Consider the following 15,291-nt stretch of genomic DNA (forward strand, 5'->3'; position numbering starts at 1 on the left):
AATAATAATCGATGTTGAGATTCTAAGATAAGTTTTAAAAAGCTTAGCAACTCAGAATCTTAGCATCTTAGAAACTCAAAAAAAATGCTAAACTTTGAATTATACAATCCGACGAATTTAATTTTCGGAAAAGGACAAATTGAAAAACTTTCGACTTTAGTTCCAAAAGATGCTAAAATTCTATTGGCTTACGGTGGTGGAAGTATTTTTAAAAATGGTATTTACGATCAGGTAATCGCAAACTTAAAAGGTTTTGAAATTGTAGAATTTGGCGGAATTGAGCCAAATCCAAGATTTGAAACATTGATGAAAGCTGTTGCTGTAATAAAAGCAGAAAAAATCGACTTTATACTGGCTGTTGGTGGCGGATCTGTGATTGACGGCGTGAAATTTATTTCTGCTGCAGTAAATTTTGAAGGAAATCCAATCGATATTCTGCAAAAAAGAATTTTGATTAAAGAAAATGCAGTGCCTTTCGGAACCGTTTTGACTCTTCCGGCAACAGGAAGCGAAATGAATTCCGGATACGTGGTAACTATTGAAGCAACGCAGGAAAAATTAGCTTCTGGCGGAAGCGCTTTATTTCCACAATTTTCAATATGTGACCCAACGGTTATCGCTTCTTTACCAAAAAGACAAATTCAAAACGGTGTTGTAGATGCTTACACGCATGTTATGGAACAATACTTAACGTATCCGCACGAAGGTTTTCTTCAGGACAGAATCGCCGAAGGAATTTTGCAGACTTTAATTGAAGTTGGCCCAGGCGTTGTTGAAAACCCAACAGATTATACGTTGGCTTCTAATTTTATGTGGAGCTGTACCATGGCCCTAAACGGATTAATTCAAAAAGGCGTGCCATCTGACTGGGCAACACACATGATTGGTCACGAATTGACTGCTTTGTATGAAATTGATCATGCGAGAACTTTGGCAATTATTGGCCCAAGTTTGTATACTGTAATGTTTGAAACTAAAAAAGGAAAATTGGCGCAATACGGAAGACGTATTTTTAATTTAACCGGTTCTGATGAAGAAGTAGCGAAAGAAGCCATCAATAAAACTGTTGAATTTTTCCACAAAATGGGAATGGATACTAAACTTTCACAATACACAGAAAACTACAGCAACACAGCAGATTTTATTGTAAATCGTTTTGATGAAAGAGGTTGGAAAGGCTTAGGCGAAAATCAATTGGTAACTTTAGAAAAAGTAAAATCTATTGTTGAACTTTCTTACTAGTCACAGTAGTCAGTATCAGTTAACAGTTTTAGCACATCACTGAAAACTGTGACTGCGACTTTAAACTAAAAAAGGCGTTCTTAACAAGTTTAGGAACGCCTTTTCAAAATACTAAAACAAAACTAACTAACTCAATTCTTATTAAACTCATTAAAATTCTAATTTATAATAACTTACAACGTAAGGCTTTTCATTATATTGTATAATCAAAAAAATATTTTTCATTTATTTTGGTATTCCTCTGAAAACCATTGAAATCAAAGGGATTTAGGAAATTAATTAAACCAGATTTTGTATTATTACTACTTTATTAAGTACTTTTGTTTCAAATTATTAAAATAATGAGCGAAAATTTAAAATTTGCAGTAATCGGAGGAGGAAGCTGGGCTACGGCAATCGCTAAAATGTTATGCGTTAATCTTTCAGAAATTGCTTGGTATATGCGTAATGACGCTGCCGTTGAACACATTCAAAAATACAAACACAACCCTAATTACTTAAGTTCGGTAGAATTTGACACTAAAAAACTTAAGCTTACCAATAATATAAACGAAGCAATTGAATACGCAGACTACATCATTTTTGCAATTCCATCTGCTTTTTTGGATGCCGAATTGAAAAACATGACGGTTTCTTTATCTGACAAAATTATTTTCTCGGCTATTAAAGGAATTGTTCCTGAAACGAGTTTGATTGTTGGCGAACACTTCCATATTCAATATGATATTCCTTATTACAACATTGGAGTTATAACAGGACCTTGCCACGCAGAAGAAGTGGCGTTAGAAAGACTTTCTTATTTAACAATTGCCTGCGGTGATCCCGAAAAAGCTTGTATTGTTGCCAAATCACTTTCAGGAAATTATATCAAAGCTAAAATTTCAGATGACATTATTGGTACTGAATATGCTGCGATGCTTAAAAACATTTACGCTATTGCTGCCGGAATCGCCCATGGTTTAGGATATGGTGACAACTTCCAGTCGGTAATGATGAGTAATGGAATTCGCGAAATGAAGAAATTCATTAGAAAAGTTCATAAAATGAAACGTAACATTAATGATTCTGCTTATTTGGGCGATTTATTAGTTACAGGATATTCGGTTTTCTCTAGAAACAGGATGTTCGGGAATATGATTGGAAAAGGATACACCGTAAAAAGTGCCATGATGGAAATGAGCATGGTTGCTGAAGGTTATTACGCAACAAAAAGTGCTTACAAACTAAATCAGGGTTACGGAGCAAAAACACCAATTATAGACGCTGTTTATGCCGTTTTATACGAAGGAAAAGATGCGAAGTCTGTATTTAAGAAATTGACTGAGTCTTTGGATTAAAGTTTTAAGTCGCAGTTTACAGTCGCAGCAAATAAAAAAAGTCAGGAATAATTTTTAAATTATATTCCTGACTTTTTTTATTTTTTCACTGTTTACTGTAAACTGCGTCTGCGACTTAAAACTATTTTACCATAATCCCTTCAACAAACAAAATCGGCACTTCTTCTGTTTTGTTTTCGTCAAGCGAATTGGCTTTAAAAATAAACTTCTTATCATACAAAGTATTTCCGATGAAGAAAGTTACCATAAATTCATTATTAAGTGGTAAAAGGCTTTTTTCGACCAATTCTATTTTCACAACAGAAACTGAAGGAACCTCAACAAAAGCATGACGCAAAATAGACGTTTTTTTCATTTCACCATCAATAGTTCCAAATGCTTTTGAAACTACCATAACACTATCCAGATTAAAATCACTGTCGTTAACCAGATAAGCGTACCATACTTTTTCCATAAAATCGTCACTCCATTCCTGCACTGCAGCAAGAAAGACGTTTTCTACTTCCGGAATTATTATATCTTTTTTCATTTTTTAGTGAATAGTAAAAAGTAAATAGTGATTAGAAAGAAAGCTCTTTACTAATCACTATTTACTATATAACTTTTTTTAAATATTTGATTTAAACTGCTCTAAGAAACGAACATCATTTTCATAGAACATACGGATATCACCAATTTGGTATAAAAGCATTGCAATACGCTCTACTCCCATTCCAAAAGCAAAACCGTTGTATTCATCAGGATTAATATCGCAGTTTTTAAGAACATTTGGATCTACCATTCCGCAACCTCCAATTTCTAACCAACCCGTTCCTTTTGTAATACGATAATCAGTTTCGGTTTTTAATCCCCAGTAAATATCGATTTCAGCACTTGGTTCTGTAAATGGAAAATAAGACGGACGTAAACGTATCTTAGATTTTCCGAACATTTCCTTTGTAAAGTAAAGCAACGTTTGTTTCAAATCGGCAAATGAGACATCTTTATCAATGTACAATCCTTCCACTTGATGGAAAATACAATGCGAACGAGATGAAATTGCTTCATTACGAAAAACACGTCCCGGAGAAATGGTACGAATTGGCGGTTTATTATTTTCCATATAACGAACCTGAACAGATGATGTATGCGTACGCAACAACACATCAGGATTTGTCTGAATGAAAAAAGTATCCTGCATATCACGCGCCGGATGATATTCCGGTAAGTTTAATGCTGTAAAGTTATGCCAGTCGTCTTCGATTTCCGGACCTTCAGAAACATTGAATCCGATATTAGCAAAAATATCTATAATCTGATTTTTGACAATTGAAATAGGGTGACGAGAACCTACAATAACCGGTTCTGCAGCACGAGTCAAGTCGCCGAAAACGCCTTTTGTCTCCTCTTTACTTTCTAAAGTTTCAACAATTGACTTTACTTTTTCTTCAGCAGCATTTTTCAATGCATTTATAACCTGACCAAATTCCTTTTTTTGATCGTTTGGAACATTTTTGAATTCAGCGAAAAAATCGTTTAAAACTCCTTTTTTTCCTAAGAATTTTATACGGAATGCTTCTAATTCTTCTTTGTTTTCGGTTGAAAAAGATTGGGCTTCCCCAATATAATCTTTAATCTTATCTATCATTTTCATTCGTTTCTTGAGAATACAAATTTAGTGTTTTTAGTTGAAAGTGTGCAGTCGCAGTCGCAGTTTTCGGCTTTCAAATAAATAATTCTGTAAACTGCGACTTTGACTGTGACTAAAACCTACTCAATAAACTTTCTTTCTAAAAAATAACTTACAATTGCTTCTTTCATCAAAACCGATTGTTCGCCAGCTTTTAATGGTGGCAACTGCTCTTTTACTTTGTAATGCGGCCAACCGTCTTCGTCAAAATACTCGAATTCGTAAAAGCCATACGGTTCTAATAATCTGCAAATGGCAATATGCATTAAGTTCAGTTTTTCATCTTTCTTGAATTCACGGTGCACTTTTCCAAATTCCTGAACTCCAATAAGGTAAATTATGGCATCTAAATCTAAATCTTCTCCTTGCGAAAATTGATTTGAAAGTATATCGACGAGCTTTTCCCATCGCTCTTTTAGTTGTGTATCTCTGGACATTTGTTTTTTAATTATAAATTATGAATTGTGAATTATAAATTCAGAAAGCATAAATTTTAGATGGCAAAGATACGGACTTCAATTCCAAAGACCTTAAAAAATTAAATACATTGAAAAGTTGCTAAATTTTTGTTCCGAAAAAACCTCTGAACCTTTGTCTCTCTGAACCTCTGAACCTTAAAAAAACATATATTTGCGCCTCATTAAACACAAAACCAAATCATGAGTTTTTTTGATATTATCGTTGCCGCACTTTTAGTTTACAGTCTATACAAAGGAATTAAAAACGGGCTTTTTGTTGAAGTTGCTTCTTTTATTTCTTTGTTGCTTGGAATTTATCTTGCGATTAAATTTTCGTCGTTAATGACAGGCATAATTTCAAAACATGTTTCCTGGAATCCTACCAATATTCAGATTACTGCTTTTATCTTAACTTTTATTCTTGTTGTTATTGGCGTTTATTTCTTAGCCAAAATATTAACCGGAATCGCCGATTTTGCGATGTTGGGCTGGATGAACAAATTAGGCGGCGGTTTTTTCAGAGTTTTAAAAAGCATCCTGATCTTAAGTATTTTTATCGCTCTTTTTGAAAAAATAAACTTCAATAATACTTTTGCGAAACAAGAAACTTTAGACAAATCTATTTTCTACAATCCCGTAAAAAAAGTTGCTGCGTTTGTCTATCCTTCAATTGAGAAATGGTACGATAGTTTTAAAAAAGAAAACACACAAAAAACGGACGAAACATCAGAAACTGAAAAATAATTTGTTGTTTTTGATATAGCTCCAGAGGGGCAGAATATTTATAGAGATTTAATCCTGAGAATCCAAAAGAGCTCCAGCGGAGCGAAATACATTTAAAAAGAAATTTACATCTCGCTCCGCTGGAGCTCTTTTGCATTGACAACGATGTGTTTTCTATAAATATAGCGCTTCTCCGAAGCTCATTTTTAATTAACTTTTACAAAACATTTCATTTTCAAATATTTGCAGGAAATATTTTATCTTGCTCCGTATTTCCAACTACCGATTTTAACCAAAAATCTAAACCATGTTGTACTTAACGGGCATCATAATTACCTTTTTTCTGGTTGTTATTCTGGCAAGCAAAAAAAATAAAAGCGAAGCGGATAAAATTCTGGCGTGTTGGCTGTTTTTTACCGGATTTCATTTGTTTTTGTACTATCTGCATTATAAAAATGATTTTGCTTCGTTTCCATTTTTATTAGGTTTTGAACTTCCAATGCCTTTGCTCCAAGGACCATTTTTGTATTTGTACACTTCGGCATTGACCAGCCAAAATGAGCATAAAAAATACAATCTTTTTCATTTTTTGCCTTTTTTAATAGCCTGTTTAATTCTGATTCCGTTTTTTGAACTTTCCTTCGAAGAAAAATTGGAGGTTTTTAAGAATGAAGGAAAAGGTTATGAAAACTTGATTCTAATTCTTTATACTGCAATTCTTATTTCGGGAATTGTTTATGCACTGCTTTCACTTCAAAAACTTTCAAAACATCGAAAAAACATTTCGGAAGCATTTTCTTCTACCGAAAAAATCAATCTTAGCTGGCTTCAATATTTAATTCTTGGCTCTAGTATTATCTGGATTGTTGTTATTTTTTTTAATGATGAATATATCTTTTCGGTCGTGGTTTTTTATTTGATGTTTATTGGTTATTTCGGAATAAAACAAGTTGGGATTTTTACGAATCAGACTATTTCTGAAAATAAAATTTCGATGATTTCCACTGTTGAGAATATTGAAACTGAAAAGATAAAATATGAAAAATCAAGTTTAAGCGATTCTGAACGTCAATCCATTCATCATAATTTAACTACGATTATGACGAATGAAAAATTGTACAAAAACCCGGATTTGACCTTATCGGAATTATCTCAAAAATTAAATATTCATCCGAATGTTCTTTCTCAAGTAATCAATTCTGCAGAAGGAAAAAACTTTTACGATTATATCAATTCGCAACGTGTAGCAGAATTTAAAAAATTGATTCTTTTACCCGAAAATCAAAAATTCACTTTGTTGTCTGTTGCTTTCGAATGCGGATTTAATTCGAAAACGGCTTTTAACCGAAACTTTAAAAAAGAAACGGGAATTTCTCCTTCTGAATATTTAAAATAAGTTTTTTTGTTTCTCGCAGATTCCGCAGATTTAAACAGATTTTTAAATCATTTTAATCCTATAATCTGTGGCAAAATAACTTCACGCCTTTTCGAGCAAATTTCAATACAAAAAAGCTTAGCAACTTAGCGTCTTAGTAACTTAGCCGCTTAAAAAAAGAACCACCTTACAAGTTGGGGCGACTCATGTACTTCCGAAACACATCTTTGCATAAACTTTTAAAAACTATGCAATGAAAACCAACTTACTTTATTCAGCAGCAATTGCTGTTTCGATTTTCTTTTTTCTTGGATGTGAAAACGAAAATGATATTGACGGCATCGGGAATTTAGTTCCGAAAACGGTTGATCAAGATCCAACATTACCTTCAATTTCAGTTAATGGAACACAGCTTCATGCGGAGACTTTTGGAAATCCAAATAATCCAATGCTGATTTTTTTACACGGCGGCCCAGGTTCTGATTACCGTAATGGTTTAAATGTACAACAACTAGCAACCGACGGTTATTATGTTGTATTCTATGATCAGCGAGGTTCCGGATTGTCTAAAAGGCATGATAAAAACAGTTATTCCATTCAACTTGTTTTAGACGATCTTACTGAGGTCATCAAATACTATCGAACGTCACCCCAGCAAAAAGTTTTTCTCCTCGGACATTCGTGGGGCGCGATGTTGGGAGCCGCTTATGTCAACTCTTATCCCGATAAAATAGACGGATTAATTCTCGCCGAACCGGGCGGACTTAATAAAAAACTCTTAGATGATTATGGCGAAATGAGTCGAAAAATCAACATTTTTTCTGAAGTAACCAGCAATCTTTTATACGTCGATCAGTTCTTGACCGGTAAAGAAAATCAGCATGAAATTCTTGATTATAAATATGGTATTTCTTCTAGTTTTTCTTATGCGAAAGGCAATAAAGAAGGCATTCCGGGGCCATCTCCGTTTTGGAGAATCGGGACAACGGTTTTAGAAAGTTTTACGGATATCGCCGAAAATGACGGTTTTGATTTCACGACAAATCTTGATCAATACACAACAAAAGTTTTGTTTTTGTACGGAGAACTGAATCAATCATATGGTTTGAGTTTTGCTCAAAAGGAAGCGGCTTATTTTCCTGTTTCAGAAATTGAAGAAGTAAAAGGAACGGGACACGAAATGATTTATTTCAAATGGGAAAATGTGCATCCGATTGTTCTGAATTATCTAAACCAATTAAAATAAAAGCGATGAAAGCAATAGTAGTATTTATCACATTTCTCCTTTCACTTTTTACCACTAACTTTTTACAGGCACAAACCATCAATTGGGAAAACCTTAAAAGCGATGAAAAACATATTTTAAATATCAACGTTGGCTGGGAATACAGTTTTGTTTACGGCTTAAGTTATGGTTATCATTTAAAAACTGAAATTCCTATTATTCTCGAAGGCTCGTTTTCTTTTGCGTCAGGCGAAGTTATTTTTGATGATTTTAAAACCAAAATTGGCGGACAAATTAACTTTTATCAGATCGATAATTTTCGTTTTAATGCCGGAATTCATGGAATTTACAGACGTTATGGGAATCCACTTGTAACTTTGCAAAATTTTGGTGCCGATGCGTCAATAATAATTGGATATTATAAACCGAAATGGTTTGTAGCTGGTGAATTTGGTTATGATCAGGCCATTGTAACACATTTTAAACATACCAACATTTACAAAGAAGTTTATCCCGATGTCAAGAATGGCTGGTTTGAACCTACAACTGGCGGAAATGTCAACTTTGGAATTCAGGGCGGTTATTCTTTTAAGCAAAGCGATCTGACTTTAAGAGCCGGAAAAGTTATGACACAGGATTTTCAAACGACACCTTTAATTCCATTTTATGTTCAATTGGGATATAGTTATAAATTGGATTGATATTTAAAACTCCTGGGGGGTAAAATATTTATAGAATCAAATCGTGCAAATACAAAAAAGCTCCATCGGAGCGAAATATAATAGATTACTAATAAAATTATATTTCGCTCCGATGGAGCTTGATTTCACGCGTATTAATTTGCTATAAATATCACGCTCCTCTGGAGCTTTTAAAAATTAAACCCGACAGGTTTTATCCAGAGGCTTCGGGACTGTCGGGTTTAAATGCTCTATTTTTTCTCTTTAATCCAGAGTTGGATTGTTCTTTTTTCTCCTTTTTTCAACTCAACTTCTCGTTGAATATCTCCATAAATTAAATTCGTTTTTCCTCCTTTTTTAGAAGAAATAATCAATTTCTGAATTGTTTTATTACTCCAATTCATTTCGATTTCAAAACCGCCACGAGCGCAGATTCCTTTAACGGCACCTTCTTCCCAGGCGTCTGGTAGTGCTGGAAGCAAACGAATTTCGTTTTCATCAGATTGAACGAGCATTTCGGCGACTGCTGCAGCACCTCCAAAATTTCCATCAATTTGAAATGGTGGATGCGCGTCGAATAAATTCGGATACGTTCCTCCTCCTCTTCTTGGTGTTTCTGTTTTCTTTCCATCGGGATCTACGTAACGTAATAATTCGCGGTACATTTTATAAGCACGATTGCCATCCCAAAGTCTTGCCCAAAGATTGATTCTCCAACCTTTTGACCAACCGGTTGTTTCATCGCCTTTTATTTCAAGTGTTTTTCTCGAAGCTTCAGCCAAATCGGGAGTTTTTAATGGCGTAATATGATTCCCGGGAAAAAGCCCGAATAAATGCGATTGATGACGGTGTTTCGGATCATTGTCTTCCCAATCGAAATACCATTCTTGCAGATTTCCTTTTTTACCAATTTGATATGGATGCAATTTCGCTAAATCAGCTTCAAGCTCCGCTCTGAATTCAGCATCTATATTCAAAACTTTAGATGCTTTAATGGTTTTATCAAAACATTCGCGAATCATTGCCAAATCAGCCGTTCCGCCGTACATGGTTGCTCCTACAAAACCATCTGCCAGTTTATATTGATTTTCAGGAGAAGTCGACGGGCCTGTAATTAAATTTCCGTTTCTATCGGTTACCAGCCAACCGCGACAAAACTGCGCAGCGCCTTTCATCAAAGGATAACCTTCATTTTTTAGATATTCTCTGTCTTCAGTAAAAATATAATGTTCCCAAATATGAGTACTCAGCCACGCTTCTGCCATTGGCCAACAAGCCCACATTGGTTCTTCTTTTCCAAATTGTCCAACTGGATTTGACATTGCCCAAATATCAGAATTGTGCGCGGCGGCCCACCCTTCGTTTACACCATAAAAACTCTCTGCTGTAACTTTTCCTGTTACCGAAAGATTTTTTATAAAACTCAAAAGCGGCAAATGCATTTCGGAAAGATTGGTGTTTTCTGCCAACCAATAATTTTCCTCCAAATTGATATTCATCGTATAGTTACTGCTCCACGGCGGATTCAAATGCGGATTCCAAATTCCTTGCAAATTCGCCGGAACACCAAGTGTTCTGGAGGAACTTATCAATAAATAGCGTCCGAAATTGAAATACAGAATTTCCAGATTTTTATCTTCTTTTCCGTCAGCGTAACGCAATAAACGTTCGTCTGTTGGCAAATCCGGAGCGGTTGTTTTTCCTAAATCTAAAGTTACACGATTGAAGAATTTTTGGTAATCTGCGATATGTGCTGTTTTTAATTTATCATATGATTTTGAAAAAGCTTTCTTTAAGTCATTTTTTGCTAATGGTTCTGCCACTCCGTCAATTGATGGCGATTTATCAAATCCTGCAAAACTGGTTGCTACTGAAACATAAATTGTTGCTTCGGTTGCATTTCTTAAACCTAAAGTTTTATCTGTGTTTACAATTGTTCCATCGGTATTTTTAATTTTTAATAATGAAGTAAAACGGGTGCCTCTTATCTTATTTTTTCTTTTTAAAGCTTCTTTTTCCATCTCTGCCTTTTGTGCTTCTGTTGGATATAGTGGTGAGAGATAAGTTTCTGAATACATAAAATATCCCGGATTCTCATGAATTGGCGCTCTTCCATTAAGGGAAAGACTATTTTTCTTTGCTTCACTACTCGACTCTAACAAACTACTGTATTGCACATCAAAATTTAAAGCTCCTTTTTGACTGCTTTTCAATTTGATAATCATAATTTTATCCGGTGCCGAAACAAAATATTCTCTGGTAAATTGAACGCCGTCAATTTCATAACTTACTTTTGAAATGGCCGTAGAAAGATCCAATTCTCTACGATAATTCGTAACTTTTCCTTTATTGTGATTCTTAATTTCTAATGTTCCGAGCGGTGCATAAGATTCCGAATTTTTCCCCTGAATTTTTTTATTTAATTCCTCTGCCAACTTATAGTCTCCTTTTATAAGTGCTTCACGAATTGCGGGTAAGTTTTTGTAGGCATCTCTATTCATAAGCGGGTAAACAGGTTCTCCGGACCAAAGCGTTGCATCATTCAAATAAATTTTATCTGAATCTACGCCTCCAAAAACGGTTGCTCCCATTTTTCCATTTCCGAGAACTAAGCTTTCTTCAAAGAATTCGGCTGGTTTATCGTACCACAAAACATTTTTGGATTGTGCCGAAATGTTTATGGCGTAAGATGTGAATAGTAAGATGAGAAATGTGTTTTTGAAGGTGGAATTCATAGGATTATTGTTTTGGATCATATCTAACAATTTGGTATTTCTGCAATCTTGTCATTTCGACGAAGGAGAAATCACACTCGCAAATCGACAAAGGTTGACAATTCTCTTTGCGGAATTACTAGTGTGATTTCTCCTTCCTCGGAATGACAAACGAAACGTCATTAATGCTTTGTTCGCGTGAGGGATAGAAGCAAACTACCGAAGTAGTGCGGATAGCCCGACCCCATTGCAATAAGAGGGCGTATATGCGCAAAGTAAATTTGCCCTCTTATTGCAATGGGGTCACGCCCTAATCATCAACGCAATTAATTTGATTTGTAATTAAAATTTTTAAACGTAACCGTACCTTCACCAACTGCGGAAAGTCCTAAACGAAGACTCATAAATCCGCTCAGGACATTGTGATGAAATGCTGATACCTCAGCCGAATTTTCAATTTTTGTCCATGTTTTTCCGTCGATGCTGTAGAACATATTTACAAGTTGTTCTTTCTTTTCTAAACGAAGAAATAAATGGATTTTGTTTACGCCTTTTTGCGTTGGAAACTGCCATGAGCGGAGGATTGCCAAAACGTTTTCTTTGTCGGCAGCAATTCCGGTGTATAACTTTGTGTCGTAAAAAAGTACCAATCCCGCTGTTGCGTTGCCTTCGATTTCTACTTCGACATCTGCCGTATAGGAATGATCTGGCGGCGTGCATAATAAAGGCGAGCTTTCTCCAACGCTTTTTCCTTTCGCTTTAAGCACTAATCCGTTTTTTGTGAGTTTGAATCTTTCCGCATCAAATTCGTTAAAAAATTGCCATTGCGGTTTCAATTCTGAACCTGAAAAATCATCAGATAAATTGAAATTACTTTTTATTGCTTTTCCTGCCGGCTTTTTTATTAAAGCATCGGTTTTAATGTTTTCTGGACTTTTATACCAACCGTCATTTGTCCATTCTATGGGTTCCAGAAGTGTCTGACGTCCCATGTTGTGATAGCCGTTTTCGTAACCGTGAAAAACCATCCACCATTTTCCGTTTACATCGTCTATAATTGTAGCGTGACCTTTTGACCACCATTTTTCTGAACTGTCTTTTGTTCTGATAATTGGATTATAAGGTGAATTTTCCCAAGGTCCTAAAGGTGATTTTGATCGTGCCGAAATAACCATATGACTTGTGGCCGGACCAGCGGTTCCGCCTTCTGCAACGGTTAAGTAATAATAATTGCCACGTTTCAAAACTTTTGGGCCTTCCATACAAAAACACTCGATCGACCATTCTGCCGGAATTTTCCAGCCATCATATACTTGTTTTCCTTGGCCGGAAACTGCTAAACCATCTTTCGACAACGGAACATACGTACCGTTGCTGAAATACAAATATCGATTTCCTTTATCGTCTGTAAAATGTCCTGGATCTATATTTCCGATTTTTAGATCTATAGGATCACTCCAAGGTCCGTTTATTGAATTTGCCCAAACGACATAGTTGGTTTCGTTTGCCGGAAAATAGATAAAAAACTTGTTGTCGTATTTCACTAAATCGGGCGCCCAAACGGAACCGACACTTTTCTTGAGCGCGTGTGTAACGGGTTTCCAATTCACTAAATCTTTTGAAGTCCAGATTAGCAATCCCGGATAATAATTGAAAGAAGAATGTACAATATAATAATCCTCGCCATCTCTGATAATTGACGGATCTGCGTAATCTCCCGCAAATATTGGGTTTTGATAAAACGCTTCGTCTACATTTGCTTTTTGCTGCTGCGCAAAACTCACAAAAGAAATGAAAGCAATAAATAAGAAAACTATTTTTTTCATAACGCTGTATTTATTTGCTTACGCTGTATTTTTCATTTGCTGTCATCAACTCCCAATTATCGGTTCTAAATGGTGATGCAGGGAATTTTTCTTTATTGAAAAGATTGATTTGCGTATCATCATCTGCCCAGCCGTAATGCACTGCAACCGGATTTTGAACCTGATCACTTGAAACGATTACTTTGTTGTCTTTTATTATCGCTTTCGCGGAATGAAAAGCTTTGTCTGCGCCTGCGATTTCGAAACCTTTTAATTCATCATTATTTGGCGTTGATAATCCGCTGCCGATGTTATCGAAAGTCAAAATAATTTGATTGCCTTTTATTTCCTGAGATTTGTACGTTGGTCCGCTGTGAACTTGTTTTTTACCGTAAATATCATTCATCGCAATGGCTGCCAAACGCAAACCAATGTCTTGTTTGTTTGTTGGATGAATGTCTTTTGCGTTTCCAATGTCGGTTGTAACGGCCATTCCGGTATTTGGTAATTTTAACGTTTCCGATTGTGCTTCACGAAGTTCTGCCCAACGGCTTCCTTTTTGGCTGTTTCCGCCAGTTTCATCAAAAGTGGACAATTGAACAAAATAAAAAGGAAAATCGCCTTGTTTGAATTTGGTTCTCCAATCGTTAATCATTAACGGAAATGCCTTTTTATACTGTTTCGCTCTCCAAACATTGGCCTCGCCCTGATACCACAAAACACCTTCAATTGCATAAGGAACTAGTGGATTTACCATTGCATTGTACAATAACGATGGATAACTATTTGGAGAAACCTCGATTCTTACTTTTATGACATTGAATTTCCAAAGTCCTTCAAGCGGAAGATTTGAATCTTTAAAATCGATTTTTAAATCGGCTGGATCGCCGTAAATTCCGCCACCGCCGCTGTAATCTGTAATTCTTACGGCGATTACATTTGTTCCTTCTTTTAGAACATTTGCCGGAATTTTGTAAACTCTTAGTTTGTCCCAAAGATTGTTGGTTCCTACTTCAATTCCGTTTACATAAGTTTTATCTTCGTCGTCTACTTTTGCTAAATGCAAAACGGCTTCTTTTTTAGCTTGTTCTGCAGTTAAAACAATTGTTTTACGCATCCAGACAATTCCGTCAATGTTTCCAATTTGCTGGTTTTCCCAAAGTGAAGGCACTTTGATTTCCGGCCATTTATTGTCCTGAAAATTTGCTTCTTTAAATTGTGCTTCATTTTCCATTGAAGCTTCAAAACCTTGCACTTTTTTGATATTCTCTAAAACCGATTTTTTATAATTTTCAAAAATGGCATTGATGTCTACCGTTGGCACATCGGCAATCATCGATTTGAATTCGTCGCTTTTTTCGAAAGCTTCGCGACTTGTCCAGGTTTCTACATTGGTTCCACCCCAAGAAGTATTTATGATTCCGATTGGAATTTTTAATTCTGAATATAATTTTCTGGCAAAATAAAAACCAACTGCCGTGAAATTACCAACCGTTTCTTTGCTTGAAACTTCCCATTTTCCTTGTTTTAAATCGTCTTTCGGAGTTCCGCTTAAATCTTGCGCAACGCCAAAATGACGAATCATAGGATAATCTGAATAGTTGATTTCTTTTTCGGCATTCATGGTTTTATACACCTGAAATTCCATATTCGATTGTCCACTGCAAATCCATACTTCACCAACCAAAACATTTTTGATCGTAACTTTATTTTTTCCGATAATAATTAATTCAAAAGGTCCGCCGGCTTTTTCAGCGTTTAAATTTACCGTCCATTTTCCGTTTTTGTCTGCCTGCGTTTTTTTGATTTGTTTGTTAAAATGAATTTCGATGCTTTCATTCGCATCAGCAAAACCCCAAATCGGAATTTGCTTGTTTCTTTGCAACACCATTCCGTCTGAAAATATTAAAGGCATTCTCACATTGGCCATTGATATCGTGCTAAATATCAACAAAATAAAAACAATCGACTTTTTCATTTTTTTCTAATTTTAATAGTATAAAACCACATAAGTGATATAAGTAAATTTAATATCTTGACTAAACAAAAACTTAAATATCTTA

The 15,291-nt window shown here is 35.3% G+C and carries 12 protein-coding genes; 6 read left to right on the plus strand and 6 right to left on the minus strand.

What is annotated here, in order from left to right; translation table 11 throughout:
* Positions 1–84 precede the first annotated feature (84 nt).
* Positions 85–1,242: an iron-containing alcohol dehydrogenase gene (locus tag BD847_RS06920; RefSeq protein WP_115887571.1), complete on the plus strand. Its 1,158-nt coding sequence runs from the start codon at positions 85–87 to the stop codon at positions 1,240–1,242.
* A 341-nt stretch (positions 1,243–1,583) separates the two neighbouring features.
* Positions 1,584–2,579, plus strand: a complete 996-nt coding sequence (locus BD847_RS06925; RefSeq protein WP_115887572.1) for an NAD(P)H-dependent glycerol-3-phosphate dehydrogenase — start codon at positions 1,584–1,586, stop codon at positions 2,577–2,579.
* A 121-nt stretch (positions 2,580–2,700) separates the two neighbouring features.
* Here the strand turns inward: BD847_RS06925 and BD847_RS06930 are convergent, their stop codons facing one another.
* From BD847_RS06930 to BD847_RS06940, 3 genes are all read right to left on the minus strand, one after another.
* Positions 2,701–3,108 carry a hypothetical protein gene (locus BD847_RS06930; RefSeq protein ID WP_115887573.1) on the minus strand — a complete coding sequence of 136 codons (408 nt, stop codon included), beginning with the start codon at positions 3,106–3,108 and terminating at the stop codon, positions 2,701–2,703.
* 78 nt (positions 3,109–3,186) lie between these two features.
* A complete protein-coding gene (gene pheS / locus BD847_RS06935) occupies positions 3,187–4,206 on the minus strand; it encodes a phenylalanine--tRNA ligase subunit alpha (protein ID WP_115888325.1) in 1,020 nt (339 codons plus the stop codon).
* Between the two features lie 122 nt (positions 4,207–4,328).
* Positions 4,329–4,685 carry a hypothetical protein gene (locus BD847_RS06940; protein WP_115887574.1) on the minus strand — a complete coding sequence of 119 codons (357 nt, stop codon included), beginning with the start codon at positions 4,683–4,685 and terminating at the stop codon, positions 4,329–4,331.
* A 222-nt stretch (positions 4,686–4,907) separates the two neighbouring features.
* Between BD847_RS06940 and BD847_RS06945 the strand changes: the two genes are divergently transcribed.
* The 4 genes from BD847_RS06945 to BD847_RS06960 all read left to right on the plus strand — a co-directional run bounded on the left by BD847_RS06945 (position 4,908) and on the right by BD847_RS06960 (position 8,730).
* Positions 4,908–5,450, plus strand: a complete 543-nt coding sequence (locus tag BD847_RS06945) for a CvpA family protein (RefSeq protein WP_115887575.1) — start codon at positions 4,908–4,910, stop codon at positions 5,448–5,450.
* Between the two features lie 286 nt (positions 5,451–5,736).
* Positions 5,737–6,825 (plus strand): helix-turn-helix domain-containing protein, encoded by a 1,089-nt coding sequence (locus tag BD847_RS06950; protein WP_115887576.1) that lies wholly within the window; start codon positions 5,737–5,739, stop codon positions 6,823–6,825.
* 232 nt (positions 6,826–7,057) lie between these two features.
* Entirely contained in the window at positions 7,058–8,050 is a 993-nt protein-coding gene (locus BD847_RS06955; RefSeq protein WP_115887577.1) for an alpha/beta fold hydrolase, read from the plus strand.
* Positions 8,051–8,055: 5 nt separating this feature from the next.
* A complete protein-coding gene (locus tag BD847_RS06960) occupies positions 8,056–8,730 on the plus strand; it encodes a hypothetical protein (protein WP_115888326.1) in 675 nt (224 codons plus the stop codon).
* A 230-nt stretch (positions 8,731–8,960) separates the two neighbouring features.
* Here the strand turns inward: BD847_RS06960 and BD847_RS06965 are convergent, their stop codons facing one another.
* The 3 genes from BD847_RS06965 to BD847_RS06975 all read right to left on the minus strand — a co-directional run bounded on the left by BD847_RS06965 (position 8,961) and on the right by BD847_RS06975 (position 15,206).
* Positions 8,961–11,444 carry a glycoside hydrolase family 95 protein gene (locus BD847_RS06965; protein WP_115888327.1) on the minus strand — a complete coding sequence of 828 codons (2,484 nt, stop codon included), beginning with the start codon at positions 11,442–11,444 and terminating at the stop codon, positions 8,961–8,963.
* 305 nt (positions 11,445–11,749) lie between these two features.
* Positions 11,750–13,249 (minus strand): family 43 glycosylhydrolase, encoded by a 1,500-nt coding sequence (locus tag BD847_RS06970; protein ID WP_115887578.1) that lies wholly within the window; start codon positions 13,247–13,249, stop codon positions 11,750–11,752.
* Positions 13,250–13,259: 10 nt separating this feature from the next.
* Complete coding sequence (locus tag BD847_RS06975; protein WP_115887579.1) at positions 13,260–15,206, minus strand: sialate O-acetylesterase; 1,947 nt, start codon at positions 15,204–15,206, stop codon at positions 13,260–13,262.
* Positions 15,207–15,291 lie beyond the last annotated feature (85 nt).

The organism is Flavobacterium cutihirudinis, assembly GCF_003385895.1.
Taxonomy (GTDB): Bacteria; Bacteroidota; Bacteroidia; order Flavobacteriales; family Flavobacteriaceae; genus Flavobacterium; species Flavobacterium cutihirudinis.

Excerpts from the sequence above, each read along its gene's own strand:
- BD847_RS06920 (WP_115887571.1), top strand. The coding sequence starts at position 85 with ATGCTAAACTTTGAATTATACAATCCGACGAATTTAATTTTCGGAAAA.
- BD847_RS06925 (WP_115887572.1), top strand. The coding sequence starts at position 1,584 with ATGAGCGAAAATTTAAAATTTGCAGTAATCGGAGGAGGAAGCTGGGCT.
- BD847_RS06930 (WP_115887573.1), bottom strand. The coding sequence starts at position 3,108 with ATGAAAAAAGATATAATAATTCCGGAAGTAGAAAACGTCTTTCTTGCT.
- pheS (WP_115888325.1), bottom strand. The coding sequence starts at position 4,206 with ATGATAGATAAGATTAAAGATTATATTGGGGAAGCCCAATCTTTTTCA.
- BD847_RS06940 (WP_115887574.1), bottom strand. The coding sequence starts at position 4,685 with ATGTCCAGAGATACACAACTAAAAGAGCGATGGGAAAAGCTCGTCGAT.
- BD847_RS06945 (WP_115887575.1), top strand. The coding sequence starts at position 4,908 with ATGAGTTTTTTTGATATTATCGTTGCCGCACTTTTAGTTTACAGTCTA.
- BD847_RS06950 (WP_115887576.1), top strand. The coding sequence starts at position 5,737 with ATGTTGTACTTAACGGGCATCATAATTACCTTTTTTCTGGTTGTTATT.
- BD847_RS06955 (WP_115887577.1), top strand. The coding sequence starts at position 7,058 with ATGAAAACCAACTTACTTTATTCAGCAGCAATTGCTGTTTCGATTTTC.
- BD847_RS06960 (WP_115888326.1), top strand. The coding sequence starts at position 8,056 with ATGAAAGCAATAGTAGTATTTATCACATTTCTCCTTTCACTTTTTACC.
- BD847_RS06965 (WP_115888327.1), bottom strand. The coding sequence starts at position 11,444 with ATGAATTCCACCTTCAAAAACACATTTCTCATCTTACTATTCACATCT.
- BD847_RS06970 (WP_115887578.1), bottom strand. The coding sequence starts at position 13,249 with ATGAAAAAAATAGTTTTCTTATTTATTGCTTTCATTTCTTTTGTGAGT.
- BD847_RS06975 (WP_115887579.1), bottom strand. The coding sequence starts at position 15,206 with ATGAAAAAGTCGATTGTTTTTATTTTGTTGATATTTAGCACGATATCA.